At 47.8% G+C, this 25,583-nt stretch carries 24 protein-coding genes and 1 riboswitch; of the genes, 21 read left to right on the plus strand and 3 right to left on the minus strand.

The annotated features are described in order from the left end of the window. Positions 1–68: 68 nt before the first annotated feature. From ACDZ28_RS11700 to ilvA, 17 genes are all read left to right on the plus strand, one after another. Positions 69–1,307 (plus strand): MFS transporter, encoded by a 1,239-nt coding sequence (locus ACDZ28_RS11700; protein ID WP_375104734.1) that lies wholly within the window; start codon positions 69–71, stop codon positions 1,305–1,307. Between the two features lie 112 nt (positions 1,308–1,419). Beyond that, positions 1,420–1,683: a DUF1294 domain-containing protein gene (locus ACDZ28_RS11705; protein ID WP_042124022.1), complete on the plus strand. Its 264-nt coding sequence runs from the start codon at positions 1,420–1,422 to the stop codon at positions 1,681–1,683. 40 nt (positions 1,684–1,723) lie between these two features. Then, the gene (locus ACDZ28_RS11710) at positions 1,724–2,158 is read left to right on the plus strand and encodes a universal stress protein (RefSeq protein WP_042124024.1); all 435 of its coding nucleotides are present in this window, start codon (positions 1,724–1,726) and stop codon (positions 2,156–2,158) included. A 228-nt stretch (positions 2,159–2,386) separates the two neighbouring features. Further along, positions 2,387–2,488, plus strand: a riboswitch (purine riboswitch). A gap of 210 nt (positions 2,489–2,698) precedes the next feature. Then, on the plus strand, positions 2,699–3,184 hold the full coding sequence (gene purE, locus ACDZ28_RS11715) for a 5-(carboxyamino)imidazole ribonucleotide mutase (protein WP_042184739.1): 486 nt from the start codon (positions 2,699–2,701) through the stop codon (positions 3,182–3,184). Beyond that, the gene (gene purK / locus ACDZ28_RS11720) at positions 3,181–4,416 is read left to right on the plus strand and encodes a 5-(carboxyamino)imidazole ribonucleotide synthase (protein ID WP_081390081.1); all 1,236 of its coding nucleotides are present in this window, start codon (positions 3,181–3,183) and stop codon (positions 4,414–4,416) included. The genes purE and purK overlap by 4 nt, the downstream gene beginning before the upstream one ends. Positions 4,417–4,421: 5 nt before the next feature. After that, positions 4,422–5,717, plus strand: a complete 1,296-nt coding sequence (purB, locus tag ACDZ28_RS11725) for an adenylosuccinate lyase (protein WP_042124027.1) — start codon at positions 4,422–4,424, stop codon at positions 5,715–5,717. Positions 5,718–6,029: 312 nt separating this feature from the next. Further along, positions 6,030–6,920 (plus strand): phosphoribosylaminoimidazolesuccinocarboxamide synthase, encoded by an 891-nt coding sequence (locus ACDZ28_RS11730; RefSeq protein ID WP_375104735.1) that lies wholly within the window; start codon positions 6,030–6,032, stop codon positions 6,918–6,920. A gap of 133 nt (positions 6,921–7,053) precedes the next feature. Further along, positions 7,054–7,299: a phosphoribosylformylglycinamidine synthase subunit PurS gene (gene purS / locus ACDZ28_RS11735; RefSeq protein ID WP_036680912.1), complete on the plus strand. Its 246-nt coding sequence runs from the start codon at positions 7,054–7,056 to the stop codon at positions 7,297–7,299. A gap of 5 nt (positions 7,300–7,304) precedes the next feature. Beyond that, positions 7,305–7,994, plus strand: coding sequence for a phosphoribosylformylglycinamidine synthase subunit PurQ (gene purQ, locus ACDZ28_RS11740; protein ID WP_042124034.1), 690 nt, complete (start codon positions 7,305–7,307; stop codon positions 7,992–7,994). Next, a complete protein-coding gene (gene purL / locus ACDZ28_RS11745) occupies positions 7,972–10,218 on the plus strand; it encodes a phosphoribosylformylglycinamidine synthase subunit PurL (RefSeq protein WP_042124036.1) in 2,247 nt (748 codons plus the stop codon). Before purQ ends, purL begins: the two co-directional genes overlap by 23 nt. Next, positions 10,203–11,699, plus strand: a complete 1,497-nt coding sequence (gene purF / locus ACDZ28_RS11750) for an amidophosphoribosyltransferase (protein WP_042124038.1) — start codon at positions 10,203–10,205, stop codon at positions 11,697–11,699. Before purL ends, purF begins: the two co-directional genes overlap by 16 nt. 357 nt (positions 11,700–12,056) lie before the next feature. Next, positions 12,057–13,097, plus strand: coding sequence for a phosphoribosylformylglycinamidine cyclo-ligase (purM, locus tag ACDZ28_RS11755; protein ID WP_375104736.1), 1,041 nt, complete (start codon positions 12,057–12,059; stop codon positions 13,095–13,097). Then, positions 13,097–13,714 carry a phosphoribosylglycinamide formyltransferase gene (gene purN / locus ACDZ28_RS11760; RefSeq protein ID WP_375104737.1) on the plus strand — a complete coding sequence of 206 codons (618 nt, stop codon included), beginning with the start codon at positions 13,097–13,099 and terminating at the stop codon, positions 13,712–13,714. The genes purM and purN overlap by 1 nt, the downstream gene beginning before the upstream one ends. A gap of 161 nt (positions 13,715–13,875) precedes the next feature. Further along, a complete protein-coding gene (gene purH / locus ACDZ28_RS11765; protein ID WP_375104738.1) occupies positions 13,876–15,423 on the plus strand; it encodes a bifunctional phosphoribosylaminoimidazolecarboxamide formyltransferase/IMP cyclohydrolase in 1,548 nt (515 codons plus the stop codon). A 23-nt stretch (positions 15,424–15,446) separates the two neighbouring features. Next, positions 15,447–16,712 (plus strand): phosphoribosylamine--glycine ligase, encoded by a 1,266-nt coding sequence (gene purD / locus ACDZ28_RS11770; protein WP_375104739.1) that lies wholly within the window; start codon positions 15,447–15,449, stop codon positions 16,710–16,712. A gap of 286 nt (positions 16,713–16,998) precedes the next feature. Beyond that, positions 16,999–18,294: an SEC-C metal-binding domain-containing protein gene (locus ACDZ28_RS11775; protein ID WP_375104740.1), complete on the plus strand. Its 1,296-nt coding sequence runs from the start codon at positions 16,999–17,001 to the stop codon at positions 18,292–18,294. A 194-nt stretch (positions 18,295–18,488) separates the two neighbouring features. Continuing rightward, positions 18,489–19,751, plus strand: coding sequence for a threonine ammonia-lyase IlvA (ilvA, locus tag ACDZ28_RS11780; protein ID WP_042124049.1), 1,263 nt, complete (start codon positions 18,489–18,491; stop codon positions 19,749–19,751). A gap of 102 nt (positions 19,752–19,853) precedes the next feature. Here ilvA and ACDZ28_RS11785 read toward each other — a convergent pair whose 3' ends face one another. Continuing rightward, positions 19,854–20,795 carry a hypothetical protein gene (locus ACDZ28_RS11785; RefSeq protein ID WP_375104741.1) on the minus strand — a complete coding sequence of 314 codons (942 nt, stop codon included), beginning with the start codon at positions 20,793–20,795 and terminating at the stop codon, positions 19,854–19,856. 47 nt (positions 20,796–20,842) lie between these two features. After that, on the minus strand, positions 20,843–21,505 hold the full coding sequence (locus ACDZ28_RS11790) for a DUF1129 family protein (protein WP_375104742.1): 663 nt from the start codon (positions 21,503–21,505) through the stop codon (positions 20,843–20,845). Between the two features lie 182 nt (positions 21,506–21,687). Here ACDZ28_RS11790 and ACDZ28_RS11795 point away from each other — a divergent pair, with 182 nt between their 5' ends. Further along, complete coding sequence (locus tag ACDZ28_RS11795) at positions 21,688–21,891, plus strand: hypothetical protein (protein ID WP_042124052.1); 204 nt, start codon at positions 21,688–21,690, stop codon at positions 21,889–21,891. Positions 21,892–22,011: 120 nt separating this feature from the next. On the opposite strand, the gene ACDZ28_RS11800 is transcribed toward ACDZ28_RS11795, so the two are convergent. Next, positions 22,012–22,164 (minus strand): hypothetical protein, encoded by a 153-nt coding sequence (locus tag ACDZ28_RS11800; protein ID WP_375104743.1) that lies wholly within the window; start codon positions 22,162–22,164, stop codon positions 22,012–22,014. A 295-nt stretch (positions 22,165–22,459) separates the two neighbouring features. Here ACDZ28_RS11800 and ACDZ28_RS11805 point away from each other — a divergent pair, with 295 nt between their 5' ends. The 3 genes from ACDZ28_RS11805 (at position 22,460) to ACDZ28_RS11815 (ending at position 25,393) form a co-directional block, all read left to right on the plus strand. Beyond that, positions 22,460–23,290: an alpha/beta hydrolase family protein gene (locus tag ACDZ28_RS11805; protein ID WP_375104744.1), complete on the plus strand. Its 831-nt coding sequence runs from the start codon at positions 22,460–22,462 to the stop codon at positions 23,288–23,290. Positions 23,291–23,375: 85 nt separating this feature from the next. Further along, positions 23,376–24,152 carry a class III extradiol ring-cleavage dioxygenase gene (locus ACDZ28_RS11810; RefSeq protein ID WP_042124054.1) on the plus strand — a complete coding sequence of 259 codons (777 nt, stop codon included), beginning with the start codon at positions 23,376–23,378 and terminating at the stop codon, positions 24,150–24,152. A 143-nt stretch (positions 24,153–24,295) separates the two neighbouring features. Beyond that, positions 24,296–25,393, plus strand: coding sequence for a DUF3048 domain-containing protein (locus ACDZ28_RS11815; protein WP_375104745.1), 1,098 nt, complete (start codon positions 24,296–24,298; stop codon positions 25,391–25,393). The last annotated feature ends 190 nt before the right edge of the window (positions 25,394–25,583 follow it).

Genomic DNA, 25,583 nt, shown 5'->3' on the forward strand with positions numbered 1-25,583 from the left:
GAGTTTGCTCAGTAGTCTTTTTTTATTCGCGTAAGTTTTTGTAGTCTACGGATAGGCTTTGAATTAGAATGTTAAGCAAATACATAGAGCAGGTGATTAGGGTGGCAGCGGAGCAGCAAGTGGATCCAGTGAAAGCGGCAGATAGCCCACAGGGTCAGGGTAACAGCAGGTTTTTCTTTCTTGTGATTGTATTTATGTTCTGGTTCTCTTCTTATATTTATGTCCCGGTGCTTTCACCGTATGTGGAGCATTTGGGAGCATCGTATTTTATGGTAGGCATGGTGCTTGGCGTATACGGGTTAATGCAGATCCTGTTCCGACTGCCGATTGGTATCGGTTCAGATTATTTGAATCGGCGGCGGCCGTTTATCTATCTGGGATTGATTGCGAGCGGAGCCAGCTGTTTTCTTTTTATGTGGGGAGCACAGCCTGTTTGGGCATTGGCAGCACGTGCGGTATCTGGTATAGCGGCTTCGGCATGGGTCGTGTACACTGTGATGTTCGCGGGCTATTTCCCGAAAGAGGAAGCTGGAAAAGCAATGGGCATGCTGCAATTTACTACAGTTATCGCCCAATTGACCAGTATGATGATCAGTGGCTATATGGTGGAGCATTGGGGCTGGAATACCCCGTTCTTGATAGGTGGAATTGTAGCGATTGCGGCGTTGCTGCTTGCTCTGCGATTGCCTGAACAAAAACAGGAGAAACGGCAAAGTGCGATCCAGATCAAGGATTTGGCGGGTGTTATGAAGGAGCCCCTTTTGGTAAGAGTCTCACTGTTGTCTGTATTGGCACACTGTGTGCTATTCATTACGATGTTCGGATATACTCCGAACCAAGCCCTGAATATCGGAGCAAGCAAAGAAAGCTTGGGCTGGCTGACGCTTGCTTTCATGATTCCGCATGCTGTCGCGACCCTCTACGGCTCACGGACATTCGGAAGACTCCTAGGGGACAGGGGGACGCTTATCATAGGCTTCGCGGGCAGTGCATTGTTTACACTTCTTATTCCTTCTATGCCGACGTTAGCGATGCTTTGTCTGACTCAGGTAGGAAACGGATTTATGCAGGGACTTATTTTTCCATTGTTGTTAGGCAAGTCGGTGTCAGAAGTGGATCCATATAAACGTGCAACAGCTATGGGCTTCTATCAGGCTGTCTATGCGGTAGGCATGTCGGCGGGACCGTTCGTGGCAGGCTGGATGAGTGCTCACTATGGTTTGACCGGGGGGTTCTGGCTGGGCGGAATTGCGGCGGCGCTGGCTGCGGTGTTGTCATGGATATGGATGAAGGATGCGAAGCAGTGAAACTAAAGAGGCAGACAGCGAAGTTATCAGAGCGTGTAAGGATGATTGGTTTTTTGTGAAAAAGAGGAATATAATAGAGATAGATAGGTAGCAAGGAGGAGAGCCCGGGAGAATGGTCAAGGTTATAATGTTGTGGTTTGTGGTAATTAATATAATCGGATATGTAGTGATGTCCGAAGACAAGATCAAAGCCCGTAAACGGCGAGAACGTGTACCTGAAAAGACACTTTTTCTACTGGCAGCTATGGGTGGGGCACTAGGCGTGCTGATTGCCATGTATCGTAAGCGCCACAAGACACGACATATGTCCTTTAGGATCGGAATTCCGTTACTTCTGTTGCTGAATATCTTTTTGTACAGCTATTTTTTAAGGTGATAGTCTTTATGATTACAAACTAGAAAAAGAGGTGGCGTACATGTTATTCTCTAAAATTTTACTCGCCTATGATGGATCTAAGGCTTCTAATCAAGCATTGGAGCGCGCAATTGAACTCGCAAAAGTAACTCCGGGCTCTACGCTGCATGTTGTTCACGCATTTGAATTCCCAAGATTTTTTATCGGAGAAGCTTTAGCACCACTGCCAGCTTCAGTAAATAAAGAATATTATGATTTAGCAGTACAAACTACGGAAGAAGTAAAGGGACGCCTTGAGGCTGAAGGCTTGAATGCTGAGGTTGAGCTTTTACAAGGATCACCTGCTGAAGTGATTTTGAAATATGCTAAAGAAAAGGCTGTGGACATCATTGTCATCGGCAGTCGCGGACTTGGCGGAATACGTGAATTTGTTCTGGGAAGTGTGAGCCACAATGTAGTACAAAGCGCCCGCATTCCAGTGCTGGTGGTCAAATAATATAGAGTTAAAAGGGACGCTTATGGCGTTCCTTTTTTCAAATATAAGAAAGTATAAGTTTTATGCTTAATATAACATCTGGTGTTAGAACTAAGAGTGTACGGAAAGAAGTCTTTATCATCAAAATAAGTGGCTGTTGAGAATTTAAATTCGCCTAAAAGCGAACGTTTAGTAATCCTAATTTACAAATGTTCGTGTTTGAGTTGACATCCTGTGTAGGGGATTGTTAAACTGATGTCATGAGCAACTCGTATAAAACCGGGGATATGGCCCGGAAGTTTCTACCCGGGAACCGTAAATTACCGGACTACGAGGAAATAGGATGATAGAATGCGGCAATGCGGTCCGGGTAACGGAATGATGCATTATGCCATTTTCCGCGCTTAATGCAGCCTAATGATAGGCACGCGGATTATTTTTTCCTAATTTCTTTACTAGTCCGATCCTCCCGCAGCAAAATGCGTCTGGTCATCGGGCTTTTTTTATTCGAATTTATAAGATAAAGATATCCATACTAGTGACTGGAAGGTAGGTCGAATCATGTCAGTACAGGTAGCTGTTATCATGGGCAGTAAATCGGATTGGGACACGATGGAGCACGCTTGTGCGGTGCTTGAAGAGCTGGGATTATCTTATGAGAAGAAGGTAGTATCCGCGCACCGGACGCCGGACTTGATGTTCAGCTATGCGGAGGAAGCCGCGGGCCGGGGTATTCGCGTCATTATTGCAGGAGCGGGCGGTGCAGCACATTTGCCGGGTATGGTGGCAGCAAAGACGATCCTGCCTGTAATTGGAGTGCCAGTGCAGTCGAAGGCGCTTAACGGGCTGGATTCGCTTCTCTCCATCGTGCAGATGCCAGGAGGCATTCCAGTGGCAACGGTAGCCATTGGTAAGGCAGGAGCCATTAATGCAGGCCTCCTGGCCGCACAGATTATCGGAGCGTTCGATCCAGAAGTGCAGCAGCGTGCGCAGCTGCGGCGGGATGCGATCCGCGACGAAGTCCTTGAAAGCAGCGACAGCTTATGAGACCGGAGGAGCTGAAGCTGCAGGAGGCTGGCGGCGCTAATTCGCCAGCTGCTACTAATGCGTCCGGTACGGGCACCGTCCGGACGCTACTGCCCGGCGCGACCGTCGGCGTGCTCGGCGGCGGGCAGCTCGGGCGCATGATGGCGCTGGCTGGCAGCGCCATGGGCTACCGCTTCGTGGCGCTGGACCCTGCGCCGGATGCGCCTAGCGGTCAAGTTACGCCGCAGATTACAGCGGCGTATAACGACCGGGACGCGGCGCGGGAGCTAGCGCGCCGCTCGGACGTCATCACGTACGAGTTCGAGAACGTCGACGCGGGTGTTGCCGCGCTGCTGACGGAGGAATCGTACGTGCCGCAGGGCAGCGCGCTGCTGTATACGACACAGCATCGGCTGCGCGAAAAAGCCGCCATCGAGGCGGCAGGCGTACCCGTCGCCCCGTACCGGAAGGTGGATAGCCTTGCGGAGCTGAAAGTGGCGGCGGTTGAACTTGGACTTCCCTGTGTGCTGAAGACAGCCACAGGCGGTTATGACGGCAAGGGACAAGCCGTGATTCGGCAGGAGGAAGAGCTGGAAGAAGCCTTCCGGCAAGTAGCACCCGGAGCGGTTGTACCGGAGCTGGTGCTTGAGAAATTTGTCGCTTTTAAGTGTGAAATATCCGTCGTTGCTGCACGCAGTGCATCTGGAGAGGTTAAGAGCTTCCCGCCGTCGGAGAATATTCATGTGAATAATATTTTGCATCTGTCTATTGTGCCTGCAAGAGTGTCAGAGGAGATTCAGCGGAGAGCATGCGAATTGGCAGAGACATTAATTGCTGGACTTGATGCGGTTGGGCTGTTGGCTGTAGAAATGTTCGTCACAGAGGATGGGCAATTGTTCGTCAATGAGCTGGCACCAAGGCCGCATAACTCCGGGCATTACACCATGGACGCTTGCGCGACTTCACAGTTCGAGCAGCATGTCCGGGCGATTTGTAATCTGCCGCTGGGCGATACAACGCTTTTGACACCCGTAGTTATGGTAAATGTACTAGGTCAGCATTTGGATGGCGCCATTAAAGCGACCTGTACACAGGACGAAAAAGATAATAAGCTGGGTGTTGTACCTAAGCTTCATATATATGGCAAGACTGAGAGTAAGACCGGCCGCAAGATGGGCCATATCAATCTGCTCTGCAAGGATACCGGAGACGGCTTGTCCTGGGTGGAGCAATCTAAACTTTGGAGGAACTAAAGAATATGATCGAACGTTACAGCAGACCTGAGATGCGAGCTATTTGGACGGAGGAAAATAAATTCAAAGCGTGGCTGGAAGTTGAAATTTGCGCTTGTGAAGCATGGGCTGAGCTGGGAGTTATCCCGCACGAAGACGCAGCTAAACTGCGTAAAGACGCTAAATTCGACATCGCACGCATTGATGAAATAGAACAAGAGACACGTCATGACGTTATCGCATTTACACGTGCGGTTTCCGAAAGCCTTGGCGCAGAACGCAAATGGGTTCACTACGGTCTTACTTCTACTGACGTGGTAGATACGGCACTGGGTTACTTGCTTCGTCAAGCGAATGAGATTCTAGAGAAGGATATCATCAATTTTATTGAGATCCTTAAAGATAAGGCTATTGCCTACAAAGATACACCGATGATGGGCCGTACACATGGCGTTCATGCCGAGCCAACCACCTTCGGTCTGAAAATGGCGCTTTGGTACGAAGAAATGAAACGTAACCTGGAGCGTTTCCGCCATGCTGCGAACGGTGTGCAGTTTGGTAAAATCTCCGGTGCCGTTGGTACGTACGCGAACATCGATCCTTTCGTAGAAGAATTCGTTTGCCGCAAGCTCGGCACAAGCCCAGCTCCAATCTCTACACAAACGTTACAGCGTGACCGTCATGCTGAATACATGGCTGCACTTGCTTTGGTAGCGACATCGTTAGACAAATTCGCTACTGAAATCCGCGCTCTGCAAAAGAGTGAGATTCGTGAAGTGGAAGAAGCTTTTGCCAAAGGTCAAAAAGGTTCATCCGCTATGCCGCATAAACGTAATCCGATCGGCTGCGAGAACATTTCCGGTCTGTCCCGCGTCATTCGCGGACATATGGTTACAGCTTACGAGAACGTACCGCTCTGGCATGAACGCGATATTTCGCACTCCTCCGTGGAACGTATCATCCTTCCAGATGCAACAATGCTGCTCAACTACATGCTGAACCGTTTCGGTAACATCGTGAAGAACCTGACTGTATTCCCAGAGAACATGAAGCGTAACATGAACCGTACCTTCGGCGTTCCTTTCTCCGGTCGGATCTTGACTAAACTGATCGACAAAGGTCTTAGCCGTGAGCAAGCATACGATACCGTTCAACCGCGTGCTATGCAAGCATGGGAAGAGCAAAAACAATTCCGCGATATCGTGGAAGCTACACCTGAAATCACTAACGTTCTTACCCCAGAAGAGATTGAAGATGCATTTAACCCTTCTTGGCACCTTAAGCATGTGGACACCATCTTCCGCAAGCTAGAGCTTATCTAAAAAAAAGATAGGTTAGTGGTGAACTAAGGAGCTTGGAATAGTACGAGCGGTTAGCGTTGTGCAGAATTGAAATACCGATGGTTAATAAGGAACGAAGAGAATTTTTGGAACTGTAGAAGCGTTAGCGTTCGCCTTTATCCTCGGATTTCTACCGCGAGAAGCGGTTCAAATCAGGAAATCTGAGGATAACAGCGATCGGAAGTCCAAATATTTCTTGTAGTGGACCGATTGACCAATAGATATTTCGACTTTGTAAGTGACGCTTTCGCTCAAGTAATAATTAATGATCATTAGTTCAAGGGAGGAAAGGTCATGACATCGTCGGCCGTATCCACAGCCGTGGAACTCATCAATGCGCCGCTGCTCTATAAAGGGAAGGTTCGTGAGCTGTACGATTTAGGGGAGAATGTACTGATCGTCGTCACGGATCGGATATCTGCTTTTGACTATGTGCTGGACCCCGCGGTACCTGAAAAGGGCAATGTGCTTAACCGTCTGAGTGCGTTCTGGTTCGGAAAGACGAAAGAGCTAATGGAGAATCATGTCGTTCATATCGATGTGGATTTGCTCGGAGACATCGTTAAGGACAAAGAGGCACTCAGAAACCGTGTTATGGTGGTACGCAAAGCGGAACGCATCGATATCGAATGTGTGGTGCGTGGGTGCATTACCGGTGGGGGCTGGAGACAGTATCAAGAAACAGGCAAAGTCAATGGTATTGATCTTCCTAAAGATTTGCGCAAAAATGCGCTGCTGGCACAGCCGATTTTTACCCCTGCGGCTAAAAATGATGTAGGTCATGATGAGGATATTCCTTTTGAAAAGATGCAGGAGTTAATCGGTGCTGATCTGGCACTCGAGCTGCAGGAGAAGAGCTTGCAGTTGTTCTCTTTTGCCAGAGAGTACTGTGCTGAGCGGGGAATTATTCTTGCAGATTGCAAATTCGAATTCGGCTTGCTGGACGGCAAGGTGATTCTGATTGATGAGATTTTTACGCCGGATGCTTCACGCTTCTGGGCCAAGGACAAATATGCTCTTGATATCGAAATTGATAGTATGGATAAAGAGCCTGTTCGTACGTATCTATCTGCATCCTCCTGGGATAAAAATAGTAAACCTGATCCACTTCCACAAGAAGTAGTTGAAGAAACTACACGCCGTTATCTGGACATTTATCATCGTCTTACTGGCAAGTCTTTATAGCTCAACATAGTGTGTTTACTCATGAGAATAAATTAAGTATATGTTTTTGTTTTTGAAGCTAGAGTTACTTTTAGTAGAGTTTCAGCTTTCAGAAAGTATATACACATAAAAATTTAGGAGGAACTACAAGCATATGTTAAAAGCGACGGTATATGTCACCATCAAGAAGAGCGTTCTCGATCCACAAGGGGTAGCAGTGCAAGGAGCACTTCATTCGGTAGGTTTTCAAGAGGTTGAAAGTTTGCGTATTGGAAAATATATGGAGCTGACTTTGGACACGGACAACCGTGCTGAAGCAGAAGTGCGTCTCAAGGAAATGTGCGAAAAGCTACTTGCCAACACGGTGATCGAGGATTACCGCTACGAATTGGAGGACTAAACGACATGAAATTTGCTGTACTTGTCTTCCCAGGCTCCAACTGTGATATTGATTGCTACAAGGCGGTAGAGGACAGTCTCGGCGAACCCGTCGATTATGTGTGGCATACAGCGACAGATTTGTCGGCGTATGATTGCATTTTGGTTCCAGGCGGATTCTCATATGGTGATTACCTGCGCTGCGGCGCGATTTCAAGATTTGCTCCTGTAATGGCTGAAGTTGCTAAAGCAGCAGAGCAAGGGAAATTCGTGCTAGGCATTTGCAATGGGTTCCAAATTCTTACTGAAGCTGGTTTGTTGCCGGGCGCGCTGCGTCGTAACATGTCCATGAAGTTCCGTTGTCATGATACAGTGCTTAAGGTTGTTAATAACGAAACCCCATTTACTATTGACTATGCTAAGGATGAAGAAATCATCATCCCAATCGCTCACGGCGAAGGAAACTACTACTGTGATGAAGAGACTTTAGCAGAGCTGAAAGCTAACAATCAGATCGTGTTCACATATAGCGATAATCCAAACGGATCTGTAGCTGATATTGCGGGTGTTAGTAACGTACAGGGCAATGTAGTCGGCATGATGCCTCACCCTGAGCGTGCAGCTAACAGCTTGCTCGGATCAGAAGATGGCAAACGGATGTTCACATCTATACTGAAGACTTGGAGGGATCGTCATGACGCAGCAAGTATCCGTTAAGGAACCGACCGCAGAACAGATCGCAGAGCAGAAAATTTACAGCCAATTCGGTGTGTCGGACAGCGAATATGAGCTCATCAAGTCTTTTATGGGACGCTTGCCGAATTATACCGAAATCGGCGTATTCAGCGTAATGTGGTCCGAACACTGTGCATACAAGAACTCTAAGCCATTGTTGAAACGTTTCCCGGTTACTGGACCACGTGTCCTGATGGGACCCGGCGAAGGCGCAGGGATTGTAGATATCGGAGACAACCAAGCGGTTGTATTCAAAATTGAAAGTCATAACCACCCTTCTGCGGTAGAACCTTTTCAAGGCGCGGCAACAGGCGTAGGTGGCATCATTCGTGATATTTTTTCCATGGGCTCAAGACCTATCGCATTGCTGAATTCCTTGCGTTTTGGCAAGCTGGAAAGCGATCGCGTGAAATATTTGTTCGAGCATGTCGTGTCTGGTATTGCTGGTTATGGTAACTGTATCGGGATTCCAACCGTGGGCGGCGAAATCATGTTCGATGATAGCTATGACGGTAACCCGCTTGTTAACGCAATGTGTGTCGGTCTGATCGATCATGATAAAATCCAACGCGGTGTCGCTAAAGGTGTAGGGAACCCGGTCTTCTACGTAGGACCTCCAACAGGACGTGATGGGATTCATGGGGCTACTTTTGCATCTGTGGAACTAAGTGAAGAGTCCGAAGCTAAACGTACAGCTGTACAAGTAGGCGATCCATTTATGGAGAAACTCGTGATGGAATCTTGCCTGGAATTGATCGATAGCGGCATCGTTATCGGGATTCAGGATATGGGTGCGGCTGGACTTACCTGCTCTAGTGCCGAGATGGCAAGTAAAGCGGGCAACGGTCTGGAGCTGTATCTGGATCAGGTGCCACAACGTGAAGACGGCATGACTCCTTATGAAATGATGCTTTCGGAATCGCAAGAACGGATGTTGTTCGTAGTAGAACCGAAGGATGAAGCTCAGGCGCAAGAGATTTTTGATCGCTGGGGTGTAATCTGCTGTAAGGTCGGTAAAGTTACGGATGACGGTCGCTTGAAGCTGTATCATCACGGTGAAGTTGTTGGTGACATGCCAGTAACAGCGCTCGTGGATGAGTGCCCAGTCTATAACAAACCATCTGAGGTTCCTGCTTATTATGTAGAAAATGAATCGGTGGACACGCTTCGTTACGAGGAAGTTACGGACTTAGGCGGTGCACTGCGTACTGTTCTTGGATCACCAACCGTAGCAAGCAAAGCATGGGTATACAACCAATATGATTATATGGTGCGTACTAGCACGGCTGTTCGACCTGGATCTGATGCGGCTGTAGTTACCATTCATGGTACACGTAAAGGGTTAGCGATGACTACGGACTGTAACGGTCGCTACGTTTATCTTGATCCTGAAGTGGGCGGACGTATTGCAGTCAGCGAAGCGGCACGTAACATCGTTTGTTCCGGTGCTGAACCATTGGCTATTACGGATAACCTAAACTTCGGAAACCCTGAGAAACCTGATGTGTTCTGGCAAATGGAACGTGCGGTTGATGGTATGGCTGAAGCTTGTCGTGTGCTGGATACTCCGGTTATCGGTGGTAATGTCAGTCTTTATAACGAAAATACTACGGGATCCATCTATCCAACGCCGGTTGTCGGCATGGTTGGTTTAGTAGCGGATACAGATCATATTACGACTCAAGGATTCAAACAAGAAGGAGACTCTATCCTTCTGCTAGGTGTAACAAAAGCTGAGCTTGGTGGTAGTGAATTTCAATATGCCGTTCATGGTGTAACCGAAGGCCGTCCTCCAGCTTTGGATTTGGCTACTGAGAAAAAACTGCTGAGCGCAGTGCTTCAATCGATTCGCGGCGGTCTGGTGCGTTCGGCACATGACTTGTCCGAAGGCGGCCTTGCTGTAGCACTTGCAGAGAGCTGTATCAGCGGTGGCATTGGTGCGAACGTTGAGCTTTCTGCTAATGGACTTAGATCCGATGTAGCATTGTTCAGTGAGAGCCAATCGCGTATCGTGCTGACAGCAGCGCCTGAACGTGCAGAAGAGCTAAAAGCAGCGATTGCTGCCAGCGGCGTACCCGTGGAAATCATCGGAACTGTAGGTGGAGACAGACTGCGCGTAAATCTGGACGGTGCATCCGTATTAGATGAAGCTGTAGCAGAATTGAAATTCGTGTGGGAGGATGCTATTCCATGTCTTATGAAATAAAGACCGGGAAAGAGCAGGAGACTCCTATCCTGTGGACTGGTGACTTTTACAATGAAGGAACGGGCTCGGGAGATATTTTTGACACATTAAAAGAAGAATGCGGCGTTTTCGGGGTCTTCGGACACCCGGAAGCGGCGTCCATGTCTTATTACGGCTTGCACGCCTTACAGCACCGAGGGGAAGAAAGTGCGGGCATCTGCGTAGCAGATGGTCGTGATTTCAACTATCACCGCGGGATGGGGTTAGTAAAAGAAGTATTCGACAAGGACAAAATTGCCTCACTGGTTGGAGACATGTCTATCGGGCATGTACGTTATTCCACCAGTGGGGACAGCCGCTTAACCAATGCACAGCCGCTCGTATTCAAATATCGTGACGGTGATTTGGCGATTGCTACAAACGGTAACATTGTTAATGAACCGTTGATTCGTAAGCAGCTAGAGCAAAGCGGATCGATCTTTCAAACCACAAGTGATACCGAAGTGCTGGCGCATCTGATTGCACGTTCGCCTAAGGATTTTGTTGAAGCGGCTAAGGATGCGCTGAAACAACTGGTTGGCGGGTTCGCTTTTCTGCTCATGACGAATGACAAATTAATTGTTGCTTCGGATTCTCACGGTTTGCGTCCGCTTGTAATGGGGCGGATCGGCGATGCATATATTTTTGCTTCCGAATCTTGCGCACTAGAAGTCATCGGAGCGCAGCTGATTCGCGATATCGAACCCGGCGAACTGCTCGTGCTCGATAAAAACGGCCTCTTAGAGGACCGTTTTACCGAGCCTAAACGTAAAGCGCTGTGCGCGATGGAGTATATTTACTTCTCTCGTCCAGACAGTGATATGAACGGCGCTAACCTGCACACCGCCCGGAAGCGGATGGGTAGCCGCATGGCATTAGAAGCTTTCGTAGATGCTGACCTCGTAACCGGTGTACCGGATTCGAGTATCTCGGCAGCGATCGGATATGCGGAGCAGACGGGCATTCCTTATGAGCTTGGGCTCATCAAGAATAAATACACAGGCCGGACCTTCATCCAGCCGAGCCAAGAACTGCGTGAGCAAGGTGTGAAAATGAAGCTAAGCGCTGTGCGCAGCGTGGTGGATGGTAAACGTGTCGTCATGATCGATGATTCCATCGTGCGTGGCACAACTTCGCGGCGGATCGTCAATCTGCTTCGTGAAGCGGGAGCTGTTGAAGTGCATGTGCGGATAACATCGCCGCCCTTCAAGAATCCTTGCTTCTATGGCATTGATACCCCAGACCGCCGCGATCTCATCGCGTCCTACAAGACCATTGCGGAAATGTGCGAAGAGATCAATGCCGATTCCCTGGCATTCCTGTCACCGGAAGGCCTAATCGCTTCCATTGGTGGTCACAACAAAGATGATTATAAAGGCGGGCTATGCCTTTCCTGCTTCGATAACGATTACCCGACGCAGGTTGATTTTGGCGGGGAAGAGAAAGATGGCTGCAGCTGCTAGTTAGGGGCCATCCCCCTAAGTTCCCCTTGCAAAGGTGTGGGTGTTCGCTTTAGGAGGTGCATGGCGCAGCTCATGCACCGAGGTCTTGAGGTCCGTGTGCAAGGCGCGCACTGCGGCTTGCAGTAGGGGAAACCCGGTGGTTGGAGGGAGTTATGGAGAGGAAGTTTGGAACTGTAGAAGCGTTAGCGTTCGCCTTTATGTTTGGATTTCTACCGCGATGAGCGGTTTAAATCAGGAAATTCAAACATAACAGCGATCGGAAGTCCAAACATTCCTCGTAATAACTCCAATAACCACCAACTCCCCTCGATGCCCCGCAAACGTGCTCTAAACTAATTAAAAGATGAGGTGTCCCAAGTGTCGGAAGCTTATAAAAACGCCGGAGTGGATATTGCGGCTGGTAATGAAGCGGTAGAACGCATGAAGAAACACGTAAAACGTACTTACCGTCCAGAAGTAATGACGGATCTCGGTGGGTTCGGAGCGCTGTTTGGCCTCAATAAAGATAAATATGAAGAGCCAGTCCTTGTGTCTGGTACTGATGGTGTAGGCACGAAGCTCAAAATCGCGTTCGCGGCAGATCGCCATGACACGATTGGGATCGACGCTGTGGCTATGTGCGTGAACGACATTGTAGTGCAAGGCGCAGAGCCGCTCTTTTTCCTCGACTATCTGGCTTGCGACAAAGTCGTGCCGGAGAAAATCGAAGCGATCGTAGCAGGGATCGCAGAGGGCTGTCACCAAGCAGGTTGCGCATTGATTGGCGGCGAAACAGCTGAAATGCCGGGCATGTATTCAGCGGGAGAGTATGATATCGCTGGATTCACGGTTGGTGTAGCTGACAAAGCGAAGTTGGTAACAGGCGCAACCATCGCTGCTGGAGACACAGTGATCGGTCTGGCATCTAGCGGCGTGCACAGCAACGGCTTCTCGCTGGTGCGTAAGCTTTTGCTTGAGGAAGATGGCTATGGTCTGAATGATGTGCTTCCGGAGCTTGGAGCTCCGCTTGTGGATGTACTTCTTGCACCAACTAAGATCTATGTAAAGCCTTTGCTGGCACTGTTAGAGCAGCTTCCGGTAAAAGGTATGGCACATATTACGGGTGGCGGATTCATTGAGAATATCCCGCGCGTATTGCCTGACGGTGTAGATGTGGAGATTAATTACGGATCGTGGCCGATTCTGCCGATCTTCGGATTGATGCAGAACAAAGGAAACGTAAGCAACCGTGATATGTTTACTACTTTTAATATGGGAATTGGACTTGTTCTGGTAGTTAGTGCTGCTGATGGAGAACTTGCTCTTGAACTGCTAAAAGCTAGCGGGGAAGAGGCATATATCATTGGTAAAGTGACAGAAGGGGAACACAAAGTAACCTTTACTGGAGCTGAAGTGTGATGCAATTGAGTCGAATCGCTGTTTTTGCTTCTGGGCAAGGCAGTAATTTTGCAGCACTAATCGATGCACAGAGAGCGGGCTTGCTTGGTGAGGGCAATATTGAGTTGCTTGTATCCGACAAGCCAGAGGCACCTGTAGCTAAGCGTGCGGAGGATGCGGGCATTCCCGCCCTCTTGCTGCGGCCAAAAGATTTCGCCAGCCGTGAAGACTACGAAGCAGAGATCGTAGCAGAGCTTCAGCGGCGGGAAATCGGGCTGGTTGTGCTGGCAGGGTATATGCGTCTCATTACACCTGTGCTGTTAACGCCGTATGCTGGACGAATTATTAACATTCATCCATCGCTGCTGCCTGCTTTTGCGGGAAAAGATGCTATCGGACAAGCGCTGGAATATGGCGTAAAGCTGACGGGTGTTACTGTGCATTTTGTCGATGGAGGTATGGATACCGGGCCTGTTATTGCTCAGCGCAGCGTAGCCCTGCAGGATAACGACACGGCGGATTCATTGGCAGAACGTATTCATAAGGTTGAGTATGAGCTGTATCCCGAAGTGGTTGGCGCCTTTGCCAGCGGGAAAGTGGAACTGCGTGGAAGAAAGACGATTATCCGCGAAAAGTAAGCTGCACCGCAGCCATTCGAAGTTTTGGATCGACATTTGGTGACAGACCGAGATGTTTCAGGGTATTTCTCGGGAAATATTGCATAAGCGGCGTTATCTGTCGCGTTGTGGGTTTTCTTCATATTAAATCGCATGTACAACCTGAAGGAGGACTATTCAAAGTGAGTATCAAAAGAGCGCTAGTCAGCGTATCGGATAAACAAGGTATCGTGGATTTTTGCCGCGAGTTGTCTGCATTAGGCGTAGAAATCATCTCTACAGGTGGAACAAGCACGCTTTTGGCTAAAGAAGGTGTTCCAGTCATCGGGATTTCCGATGTGACAGGATTCCCGGAAATCATGGACGGACGTGTCAAAACGTTGCACCCTGCTGTACACAGCGGATTGCTTGCTGTTCGTGATAACGAGGAGCACACGCGTCAAATGAAGGAGCTTGGACTGGACTACATCGATCTGGTTGTTGTGAATCTGTATCCGTTCGCGGAAACTATCGCAAAACCTGACGTATCCTACGAGGAAGCCATCGAGAATATCGATATCGGCGGACCTACAATGCTGCGTTCTGCAGCAAAGAACCATGCTTTTGTAAGTGTAGTGGTGGATGCTAATGACTACACTACAGTACTTGAAGAGGTTCGAGCAGGTGGAGATACAACGCTAGAAACACGCAAACGTCTTGCGGCAAAAGTGTTCCGTCATACGGCGGCTTACGATGCCTTAATTTCCGATTATTTGGCTAACGTTACTGGCGAGCCTCTTCCAGAGCGCTACACCGTGACTTATGAGAAAATTCAGGATCTGCGTTATGGTGAGAACCCGCATCAAAAAGCGGCGTTCTATCGCAAGCCATTGGCGGCACTGGATACACTCACTGCGGCTGAGCAATTGCACGGCAAAGAGTTGTCTTACAATAATATCAACGATGCTAACGCAGCACTGCAAATCGTCAAGGAATTTGAAGAGCCTGCTGTCGTAGCGGTTAAACATATGAACCCTTGTGGTGTAGGTGTGGGTGAAAGTGTATACGAAGCTTATCAAAAAGCTTACAACGCCGATCCAACTTCTATCTTTGGCGGAATTGTAGCAGCGAACCGCATAATTGATGCAGACACAGCGAACCTTCTGAAAGATATTTTCCTCGAAATCGTTTTGGCACCAGGCTTTACGGAAGAAGCACTGGAAATCCTTACAAAGAAAAAGAATCTCCGCTTACTGAAAATCGGTAATCTTAGTACGGCTAGTGCACGTAAGAGCAGCTTTGTAGTGACTTCGATCGATGGAGGCATGGTTGTACAGGAGAGCGATGTGCACTCTGTAAACCCAGATGATCTACAAGTTGTTACGGATCGTAAACCAACAGAAGAAGAATTGAAACAGCTGTTGTTCGGATGGAAAGTAGTTAAGCACGTGAAGTCTAATGCGATTGTACTCGCAGCTGATGATATGACTGTTGGCGTAGGTGCAGGACAAATGAACCGTGTGGGTGCAGCAAAAATTGCAATCGAGCAAGCCGGTGAAAAATCCAAGGGAGCCGTACTTGCTTCCGACGCTTTCTTCCCAATGGGCGATACGCTAGAAATGGCAGCAAAAGCAGGTATCACTGCTGTGATTCAGCCAGGCGGCTCCATTAAAGACGAAGAATCAATTAAGGTCGCTAATGAGTATGGTATTGCTATGGTCTTCACAGGCGTCCGTCATTTCAAACACTAGAACGCTGGGAGGATCATATTCGGATGGATATTTTAGTGGTTGGCGGCGGCGGCCGGGAGCATGCGATGATTTGGAGTCTATCCCAAAGCCCCAAGGCAGGTAAAATCTATTGCGCACCCGGCAACGCCGGGATTGCGCAGTTAGCCGAATGTGTGCCGATCGGAGTATTCGAGTTCGATCGCCTCACGGCTTTTGCAAAAGAGAAGGAAGTAGGTCTTGTTGTAATCGGACCGGATGATCCGCTCGCTGCTGGAATTGTGGATGCTTTTGAAGCACGGGATATTCCTGTGTTTGGTCCGCGTAAGAATGCGGCGGAGATCGAAGGCAGCAAAACCTTTATGAAGGATCTTCTGCATAAATATAATATTCCGACAGCAGCCTATGAGAAGTTTGACGACTATGAAGCTGCACTAACTTACTTACGGGAGCAGCCGCTGCCGATCGTCATCAAGGCAGATGGTCTGGCCGCAGGAAAAGGCGTGACGGTTGCTTATTCTCGGGAAGAAGCAGAGCAAGCGCTCGCTGATATTATGGTCACTAAGGTATTCGGTGAGGCAGGCGCACAGGTTGTTATTGAGGAGTTTCTAGCTGGACAGGAAATGTCGATTCTGGCTTTTGTCGATGGAGAGACGGTACGTCCTATGGCTGCTGCTCAGGATCATAAGCCCGTATTTGATGGGGATAAAGGTCCTAATACCGGCGGAATGGGTACCTATTCGCCTTTACCACATATTGATGAGGCTATTATCCAAGAAGCAATCGAGACCATCATTAAGCCGACAGCAAAAGCCATGGTGGATGAAGGTCGTCCCTTCAGCGGTGTACTGTTTGCGGGACTAATGATTTCTCCAGAGGGAAAACCTAAGACGATTGAGTTTAATGCTCGTTTCGGTGATCCTGAGACACAGGTCGTGTTGCCTAGACTCAAGAGCGACTTGCTAGAAATCTTTTTGGCGGTTACCGAGGGTAGACTTGCAGATATCGACATAACATGGAGCGACGAAGCGGCTGTATGCGTAGTTCTTGCTTCAGGAGGATATCCAGGCCCTTATCCAAAGGGTGTACCGATTGAAGGCCTTGAAGACAGCCAAGGAGGGCTGATCTTCCATGCCGGTACGGCGCGTGGTGAAGACGGAAGCTGGGTGACAAATGGGGGTCGGGTACTAGGCGTGGTAGGCCTAGGTGCTACGATTGCTGAAGCTCGTGCTGCAGCTTACGCCAGGGCTGAAGGAATTACTTTTTCCGGAAAACAAAGCCGCAGCGACATCGCTATGAAAGCTTTGGTATAAGGATAAAGAACTGTATCTAGCATTTTTTGCGCTAAAAGTCCTAAAAAAGGACTGACAAGTGATAGAAGAAGTGCTATAATACTACACGTACGGGGGAAAATGTGCGGATATATACAGATAAGGGTCTTTCCGATCATGGGAAGGCCCTTTTAAATCGGAGTCCTTCAGACTTTGTGAAGTAACCTTTTAAAGGATGCCTCGTGCCTGGAAATGATGATACTTATAGTGCATACTAGCGATACGCTTATGGCGAATGGCTACTCACAGATTTAAGGAGGAATTCGTTTTGAGTAAGATTGGAAGAAATGATATGTGTCCTTGCGGAAGCGGGAAAAAATATAAGAAATGCTGCCTTGGGAAAGAAACCTCTGCAGTAGAGTCCATCATGCAACTTGTAAACAAGGAAGAAGCGGCTGCTAGCGAGATTGTGGCTGAGAAGCAGGAACCCGTAGCACAACCTGAAGTAAAAATCACTCTTGCTACGCTCAGAAAAAAAGTGTCACGTGATCTAAAATGGGAGCACCCAGCTCATGAACAATTGGCGCTGCACCTTATTGAGAGCATGAGAGAAAGCTATGATAGAGAGCTTATTTGGGAAGCTCTAGTTCTGTGGAATGGTTATTCCCGTAAGACTAAGCCTGCTGTGAAGAAAATGGGCTCTTTCTGCGCAGCAATTGAATTTATTTTGTCTGAGGAATATGGTTTCTCACTAACGCAAGCAGATCTTGCCACTAAACATGAGGTTACTACACCTACTATTTCTAGAAAAGTTAAAGAGATGCTTAATTACATTGAGGAATATGGCATGGGTGGAGCGGAGGAAGAACTACTTCTGCTGAATGTCTCAGGCAGTCCGAAGGATCAGGAGCAGGCTCTATTACAAAAGGCTATGCAAACCAATACATCCAATCGCCGGATTCAGTTAGCTGAAGCCGCGCTAGAGGTTTATCCGGACAGTCCGGATGCTTATCTCATTTTGGCTGAGGAAGCAGAGAACGAAACCGATGCCCGCGCTTTCTTGAAAGCAGGGATGGAAGCAGGTGCACGTGAGCTTGGTGAAGCCTTTTTCGCTGAGAACAAAGGACATTTCTGGGACCTCCACGAGACGCGTCCATACATTCGAATCTGTAAAAGCTACGCTGACTCCTGCTGGTTTAGCGGAAATGCGGAAGAAGCCGCTAAGACGCTCGAACATATTTTAGCGCTTAACCCAGAAGATAACACAGGTGCACGTTACCTTCTGACTGCAGCATACCTCTACAGCAATAAGCTGGCAGAGACGGAATTAGTGCTGGAGAAATTCGGAAAAGATGCTGCAGCGACAGTAGCTTACGACCGTATGGTCTTAGAATATAAGAAGAACGGGATCACTTCCCAACTGAAAATGTTGTACCGCGTAGCGCGGAATGTGAACAAGCATGTGCCGGATTATTTATTAGGAATCAAGAGATTGCCGCACAACTTACCGGATTTTGTAGGGATGGGCGATGCAAACGAAGCGATCGAATATGTGATTGTACACTCACGCTTGTGGACAAGCCTACCTGATCTGCTGAAGTGGATGCTGAAGCAACAGGATTAGTAGTATTCGGATCTTGAACGTATATGAGCTTAAAGAGATTATGGGAGATTCCTATAGTCTCTTTTTTAATATAAAAAAAGTGTAAGTTTTACTTCAATATTGTATTGCGTACAGCGGACAATGCTTGAAAAAATGTCCTTGGGAGAGTATGTTACAAGAAGAGAATGATTAGATGATAGTGAGGCGAGAGGGTTATGAGAGAAGAGGAAGACCGAATCGTAGGAATGGAAGATATCGTACGGGCTCATCACGTACTGCGGGAGGTCATCATCCGGACTCCACTACAGCGTGACGCCGTACTATCGGCCAAGTATGATTGCGATGTATATTTGAAGCGCGAGGATTTACAGATTGTCCGTTCTTTTAAAATCCGTGGAGCTTATAATATGATTCGTAGTCTATCAGCAGAAGATAGAGCTAAAGGCATTGTCTGCGCGAGTGCAGGAAATCATGCACAAGGTGTAGCCTACTCCTGTAAGGCACTTGGAATTAAGGGCAAGGTCTATATGCCGAGCACCACACCTAACCAGAAGGTGAAGCAAGTTCGGCGGTTCGGCGGTGAGTTTGTTGAGGTCATTCTGAAGGGTGATACTTTCGATGACGCTTATGATGAAGCACTGCAAGCTTGTATAGATCATGGAATGACGTTGATCCATCCGTTTGATGAGCCGAGAATTATTGCAGGCAATGGAACAATAGCGATGGAAGTAATGGAGAATCTGGACCATCCTGCCGATTTTATGTTCGTAACGATTGGTGGGGGCGGCCTGGCAGCAGGAATAGCCACTTATGTGAAGACGGTCAGTCCATCCACTAAGTTGATTGGCGTGGAACCGCTCGGAGCCGCTTCAATGACTGAAGCGATCAAGCTTGGAGAAGTGGTAACGCTTAAAGAAATTAACAAGTTCGTGGACGGAGCGGCTGTTAAGCGCGTCGGCGGACTGACTTATGATATTTGTTCCCGGCATCTGGATGACATTGTGATGGTGCCTGAAGGTAAAGCTTGTACCACCATTCTGGAACTGTATAACGAGAATGCTATAGTGGTTGAGCCAGCGGGCTCCTTACCTATCGCAGCACTTGATCAATACCGTGATCAAATCCGCGGCAAGACGGTTGTCTGCATCATCAGCGGTGGTAACAATGATATTGACCGTATGCAGGAGATCAAAGAGCGGTCTCTGATCTACGAAGGCTTAAAGCACTACTTCATGGTGAACTTCCCGCAACGGGCAGGTGCCCTGCGTGAGTTCTTGGGTGAGATCCTTGGGCCTCACGATGATATTACCCGATTCGAGTATATTAAGAAGCATGATAAAGAGAACGGCCCTGCGCTTGTAGGCATTGAACTATTATCTACAGATGCCTATGAACCTCTCATCGAACGGATGCAGCAGAAGGGCGTCGATTACGTAGAAATCAATAAGGATTCCAATCTCTTTAACATCCTTATTTAATTTCCTTCATCACTTTAATTATTTCGTTAATGAACATAGAAAGGCCCGTCCCAGAATAAAGTGGGGCGGGCCTTTTGTATAATGTCTTATATTTCTAGCATATTAGAGTGGCATGGTAGTCTTACGGAACTGCTCGACTTCGTCGTTTAATTTAAAATTATTATCCTTCATCAATTTCATGAAGCCATCTAGTTTCTGTAGGAATGAGCTAGTATCGTTATTCTTGGTCAGAATGCTAGAGTAGGCTTTCTGTGCCTCCAAGTCCATTTCCAGATTGTCATAGTGGAAGAGGGGCGTGTTGTTCTGACCGTAGAACGTATTGTTAACGTAAATAGAGTATAAGGATTTAACAGCTGAAATTCGATTCGATTTCGGATAATTTTGAATGAATTGCTCTTGAGACAATGCACGTGCAGCTACATCGGTCCAACCAATGACCAGCCCGTTGTCCTTGGAGGAAGGAAGATCAGACTCCGTGGCCATAATGGATATATAAGCACTGATATCATTAGTGACATAAAGCTTATATTTACGGTAAGCCGCATAATCGATCACAGGGAAAAAAGTACCCTCGGCCGTCTCCAATTTATATCCGCTTTCGCTGGCACTTTTCAGTAGAGTGCGCAGTGCGGGATCTTCTGTAGCCTCAGCAAGGGTCTTCATACTAGCGCCAGCCTTATAGATGGCGGTGAGCTTCCGCTGGACATTGCTGGTATTGAATTTGCTCTCCCACGCCGGAAGCGCCGCCTTGTGTAAATTCTCAAGCTTCAGTGTCATTATTGTGGCACGATACGAACCTACCGCATACATATTGGCGTTCAAATATTTAATAGCTTCGGGTAACTTGTTAGAGGAAGACAACAGCGGCAATGCAGCTTTATAGATAGCTTCCGCATGATCATTATTAGCAGTCAGAGGACTTGCCTTAGCGCCTCCCACAGGAGGGCTGACAGCGCCTTCAGCTTGAATCGTTCCTATAGGTGTAGCACCTAGTCCCAATGTTACTGCTAGAACAGAATAGAGAATACCTTGCTTCTTATTCATAAAAGTTCCCCCTGTCTATCGGATGGAATACGGTTGGAGCACGATTTTTACTTTTTGAAAAATATAAACTTTAGTCCAATTGCGCCAATCAGGGAAACTATTAAGCTTACCCATGGAGATAATGTAATGACCGGAAACAAACGGTCAAGGTAGAGACCAATGAATACGGCAACCACGGCGATTCCGATATAGACGCCAAGGCCCTTGATATCAAAAGGTTTGGCTGTAGGCGCATCACTCTCAGACAAGGAGGTCATCCATTTCATAATAAGCTCGATCAAGATGATGGAACCTGCACCCACAGCGAAGAGCGTGAAGAGGCTAATCTGTCCGAACATCCCGGGTGATCCATTGGTCCATTGCAGAAAGAGTCCGCCTATAGCGAAGATTCCGAACAGACAGGTTAGAGCCGCGCAGGGAATCATCGAGTAATAGTTCCATTTGCTGCGTGCCGGGCGTGTGGGAATGCTGTCTATGATCTCTTTAAAATAATCATCCGGATTCTCACCAAACACCTGCTTAGCATTTTTCCCTTTCTTTTGTTCTTTCAGAAGTAGTTTTGCTGCATCCAGTAAAAGTTCTTCAGTGCGTAGAGCTTCTATCCGGCTAGCCCGCAACGTCAGGATCATATCTTCAAAATAGGATCGATTGAAAGGCGTCATCTGCTCGCGCAGGGCGTTATTTTCCTTAATCATATCTTTCACTTTCATAATTAGGATGTAAACCTCCAGTAGTGTAATCGGTATAGTCTTTAACCTAGAGTATACGTTTGCCTGACAGGTCAGCGCAAGGACAAGCATTTCTATTTTCCTATGCATAATCCTTTTATAAGAGTGAACACTGATAATGTTGTTGCTTGATCAATATAGCTTTGGGAAAGGTTGGGAGCTTTATGGAACATGAGAACAAGAAGGACCAGGAAAGAGTCATGGGCAACGGTTTCGAGCCTACGCCCAATCATTCAATGGGGGATTGGGGCGGCTCTGATGGATTCAGCATGTGGAATTCCACGGAAGAGCCAGCAACCGAGGGCCTGCTTAAGGATTGGGAAGGCAGTCAAGAAACCCATGAGATGTTTAACGACAGCTATGATTGATTGACGACCCTAGAAGCTCATCACGCTAAAAAACACCACAACAGCGATCCTCCGTTTACTGGAGGATCGCTGTTGTGCGTTTTTGTGAGGGGACTTGGTTCAAATCTCGGAATGCTGGAATTACAAAAATGTGTAGCGTTGGGGCGTTGGAACACCGGAACCCGGAATTATACCAACCCCAACCCCAACTCCAACCCCAACCCCAACCCCAACCCCAACCCCAACCCCAACCCCAACCCCAACCCCAACCCCAACCCCAACCCCAACCCTCAAACCTCAAACCTCCATGGTGTGGCTTATCCGCATACAAGATATCTAAATCAACGAAGATTAGTGTTTAGATCAAGAGGGGAAAAACTAAGCGTGTGTCCCGGAGTCATCATCATGACTTACGGAATACTCTGTTTGTCGTGCTGACCAATGTTCAATAAACGCCTCATTTGATTAGGAATTGTCCCGTTCCTGTTGACAATATGAGCGAAATCTTTATAATAAGGATATAATTAACACTAAGTTAATCGGAATTCTAACAAATTAAAATTAATTTCAAATATAGGAGGTTACGGCAATGGAACGGAATATTGTAATTCGGCATAACGGCGAAGAATTGACAGCGAGCATCCATTATCCGAGTAAAGAGAAGGGAACTTCCACACGTTGCAAGGACAGATTACCATTAGCCGTAATTTGCCATGGATTTGTAGGTAATCGGATTGGGGTGGATCGGATCTTTGTCAAAGCGGCTCGTGAGCTGGGGCAAGACGGATATATGGTCATTCGATTTGATTATGCGGGCTGCGGCGAGAGCAGCGGTAATTACGGCGGCGAGGATATGGAGTCGATGATCGCTCAGACTAGAGCGGTGCTCGATTACGGAATCAGCTCTGCCGATGTGGATCCACAGCGTGTGACGCTCATTGGCCACAGTCTGGGTGGGGCGGTTGCGCTTCTGACAAGTATTCGGGATCGCCGTGTGAAGAATCTCGTGCTGTGGGCCTCCGTAGGCTACCCCTTCAATGATATTGTGAAGATCGTAGGGCGAGAGGCGTATGATCGATCGGTGAAGAATGGATCAGCCGATTATGTGGGCTACTCGTTCACACCGGTATATTTTAATTCTTTGGCGGCTTTTCAGCCTTTCCAAGAGGCAAGTAAATTCAGCGGTGATGTACTCGTAATCCATGGTACTTCTGACGATGTCATCCCCGTGGATTATGCTTTCCTTTATCAGAAATTATTCTGGACGCGCCCTGAGGGGCGTTGCGATAAAGAGATCATTTTTCAAGGGGATCATACCTTTTCTTCCGGGCCAGCACAGCAACAACTGCTTAAGCGGACAAGAGAGTGGATGAACGAGCAGGAGCATGTGCAGACAGAGTGGCAAAATTGGATGATATAGGTGATGGACTTTACTCGCAATAACTTGAAATAAGCGGTAAAATAAAGATGCACACCATATACTGGGTTATGGAGGTTGGCATCCTATGAAATTACCGTCATTTTTTATCGCGCACGGTTCTCCGCTCCTCGCACTGGAGGATAACGAGTATACCCGTTTTCTGGAGCGGCTTGGTCAAGAACTAGAAGCACCACGGGGTATAGTAGTATTCTCAGCGCACTGGGATAGCCCGGAACAGCTACTCACCATTGATGAGAAGCACGAGACTCAACATGACTTCTACGGATTCCCTGAAGAAATGTACACACTGACCTATCCAGCCCCGGGTGATCCAGCTCTGACCAAGCGGATTTCCGAGCTCTTTAAGGGTAACAATCTTTCACATCAGCCCGTTCTGGGGCGAGGACTCGATCACGGAGTCTGGGTAATACTGAAAAAAATGTTTCCGAAAGCCGATATTCCGGTAGTCGCTTTATCCGTCGATTCACTACGTTCTCCGAAGGAACAGTACAATATCGGGCGGATGTTAGCCCCTCTGCGTGACGAAGGCATACTGCTGATAGGCAGCGGTGGACTTGTTCACAATTTGCGGATGCTAAATGAAAGTGATCAGCCTGAAGAGTGGGCGCTTGAATTCGATGCGTGGATTGCCAAGGGTTTAGAATCTTGGGATTTGCCTTCACTGTTTGCTTATGAGAAAAAAGCTCCACATGTTCGAGATGCGGTTCCATCTTACGGAAGAGAGCATTTTGCACCTCTCTTTTATGCGATGGGAACAGCGGATGGCAGCAGGAAGGCAGAGCGGATATTTCAAGCGTATCAATATGGGACATTAAGCCTTAATTGCTGGAAGCTAGACTAAACGGATAAGATACATGCAGGGTGCAGCCGGAAATCGGCTGTGCCTTTTTTAATGCAAGCGGATCAAGACAAATGGGACTGGCTGTGATTAAATGGAAGAAACCAGTTAAGATACATAAAATGTTTAGGAGGAACTACAAGCTTATGAAAGTAAACTGCTCTTCTTCCCGTCTGTTATCTGCCATTGTACTGAGTACCCTATTGCTCTCCGCTTGCGGAACAGAGAGTGCAAATAATGTAATTGCCCCCACACAGCAACCTACCTCAGACCCCGCACCTATTGAAACGATCCAGCCAACGCCTACTGCGGATCCCACTGCTGAACTCATATCCGGGTTAACAGGCCTGCCGGTATCTGAAGACATTCTCCCACGCCCCTTGGCCGTTATGATAAATAATGCTCCAGCGGCCCGGCCGCAGTCGGGGGTGAGCGAAGCAGATATTTTATATGAGATCCTTGCTGAAGGTGGCATAACGCGGTTGATTGGTATTTTTCAAAGTCATACTGGAGTAGTGAAAATCGGGCCGATTCGCAGTATCCGTCCCTATCTGCTCGATATTGGCGAGAGCTACGGTGGTGTGACGGTGCATGCCGGAGGGAGTCCTGCGGCTTATGCCATTTTGCAAAAAGAGAAAAAGGCGGATATGGACGAGATCGGTCGTGCCGGAGCTTATTTCTGGCGGGACAAAACACGTAAAGCCCCTCATAATCTGTACAGTAACGCAGCGAAGCTGCGAGAAGGTGCCGAGAAGCTTGGTTATGAAACAAATGTGAAGGTGCCGGGGTATCTTTTTAACAATCCAGATTACATACCGACAGGCGGAGAGCAAGCCGCTGAGTTTAGCGTAAACTTCTTACTTAAAAGCTATAAAATTGACTATAAATATGATACTCAGCTTCAGACCTATCAGCGTTACGTGAATGGCAAACCGCATTTGGATTTGAATAACAATAAGCCGGTAGAAGCTGCAAATGTAATGGTGATGGGATCCGATCATAAAGTGCTTGATGATGTGGGAAGACTTCAAGTTGATGTGGAGTTGGGCGGGGAAGCGCTACTTTTTCAGAGGGGACAGGTTACGAAGGGCAGATGGTCACGTGAACCAGGTGATGTCATTCGGTTTGTGAAGGATGGTAAAGAGACGCTGATGTATCCTGGAATCACCCATATTTTGGTGGTCCCTAATGCACCTACATTTAGCAGTCATGTGGTATACGGTGGAGCAGATAGTGCAACCTAAGAAAGTCGGAATATCCAGTGTTATACAGATTTGTGTTCGGAATTATGGGTAAGTGTTAATAGAGTGTAAAAAAGTTCATTTCTATAGCTTCTATACCTTCTACGGATATGTTAAGATAACAAGGGTTGTCATTCATTTTCATGCTTTTTACATATGGGTGACTCTGTACTCACGGTAATATTATGTAAAG

The organism is Paenibacillus sp. RS8 (assembly GCF_041956825.1).
Lineage (GTDB): Bacteria > Bacillota > Bacilli > Paenibacillales > Paenibacillaceae > Paenibacillus_AQ.

Bases quoted from the DNA above. Each gene is read 5' to 3' on its own strand.
- ACDZ28_RS11700 (WP_375104734.1), top strand. From the start codon at position 69: ATGTTAAGCAAATACATAGAGCAGGTGATTAGGGTGGCAGCGGAGCAG.
- ACDZ28_RS11705 (WP_042124022.1), top strand. From the start codon at position 1,420: ATGGTCAAGGTTATAATGTTGTGGTTTGTGGTAATTAATATAATCGGA.
- ACDZ28_RS11710 (WP_042124024.1), top strand. From the start codon at position 1,724: ATGTTATTCTCTAAAATTTTACTCGCCTATGATGGATCTAAGGCTTCT.
- purE (WP_042184739.1), top strand. From the start codon at position 2,699: ATGTCAGTACAGGTAGCTGTTATCATGGGCAGTAAATCGGATTGGGAC.
- purK (WP_081390081.1), top strand. From the start codon at position 3,181: ATGAGACCGGAGGAGCTGAAGCTGCAGGAGGCTGGCGGCGCTAATTCG.
- purB (WP_042124027.1), top strand. From the start codon at position 4,422: ATGATCGAACGTTACAGCAGACCTGAGATGCGAGCTATTTGGACGGAG.
- ACDZ28_RS11730 (WP_375104735.1), top strand. From the start codon at position 6,030: ATGACATCGTCGGCCGTATCCACAGCCGTGGAACTCATCAATGCGCCG.
- purS (WP_036680912.1), top strand. From the start codon at position 7,054: ATGTTAAAAGCGACGGTATATGTCACCATCAAGAAGAGCGTTCTCGAT.
- purQ (WP_042124034.1), top strand. From the start codon at position 7,305: ATGAAATTTGCTGTACTTGTCTTCCCAGGCTCCAACTGTGATATTGAT.
- purL (WP_042124036.1), top strand. From the start codon at position 7,972: ATGACGCAGCAAGTATCCGTTAAGGAACCGACCGCAGAACAGATCGCA.
- purF (WP_042124038.1), top strand. From the start codon at position 10,203: ATGTCTTATGAAATAAAGACCGGGAAAGAGCAGGAGACTCCTATCCTG.
- purN (WP_375104737.1), top strand. From the start codon at position 13,097: ATGCAATTGAGTCGAATCGCTGTTTTTGCTTCTGGGCAAGGCAGTAAT.
- purD (WP_375104739.1), top strand. From the start codon at position 15,447: ATGGATATTTTAGTGGTTGGCGGCGGCGGCCGGGAGCATGCGATGATT.
- ilvA (WP_042124049.1), top strand. From the start codon at position 18,489: ATGAGAGAAGAGGAAGACCGAATCGTAGGAATGGAAGATATCGTACGG.
- ACDZ28_RS11785 (WP_375104741.1), bottom strand. From the start codon at position 20,795: ATGAATAAGAAGCAAGGTATTCTCTATTCTGTTCTAGCAGTAACATTG.
- ACDZ28_RS11790 (WP_375104742.1), bottom strand. From the start codon at position 21,505: ATGAAAGTGAAAGATATGATTAAGGAAAATAACGCCCTGCGCGAGCAG.
- ACDZ28_RS11795 (WP_042124052.1), top strand. From the start codon at position 21,688: ATGGAACATGAGAACAAGAAGGACCAGGAAAGAGTCATGGGCAACGGT.
- ACDZ28_RS11805 (WP_375104744.1), top strand. From the start codon at position 22,460: ATGGAACGGAATATTGTAATTCGGCATAACGGCGAAGAATTGACAGCG.
- ACDZ28_RS11810 (WP_042124054.1), top strand. From the start codon at position 23,376: ATGAAATTACCGTCATTTTTTATCGCGCACGGTTCTCCGCTCCTCGCA.
- ACDZ28_RS11815 (WP_375104745.1), top strand. From the start codon at position 24,296: ATGAAAGTAAACTGCTCTTCTTCCCGTCTGTTATCTGCCATTGTACTG.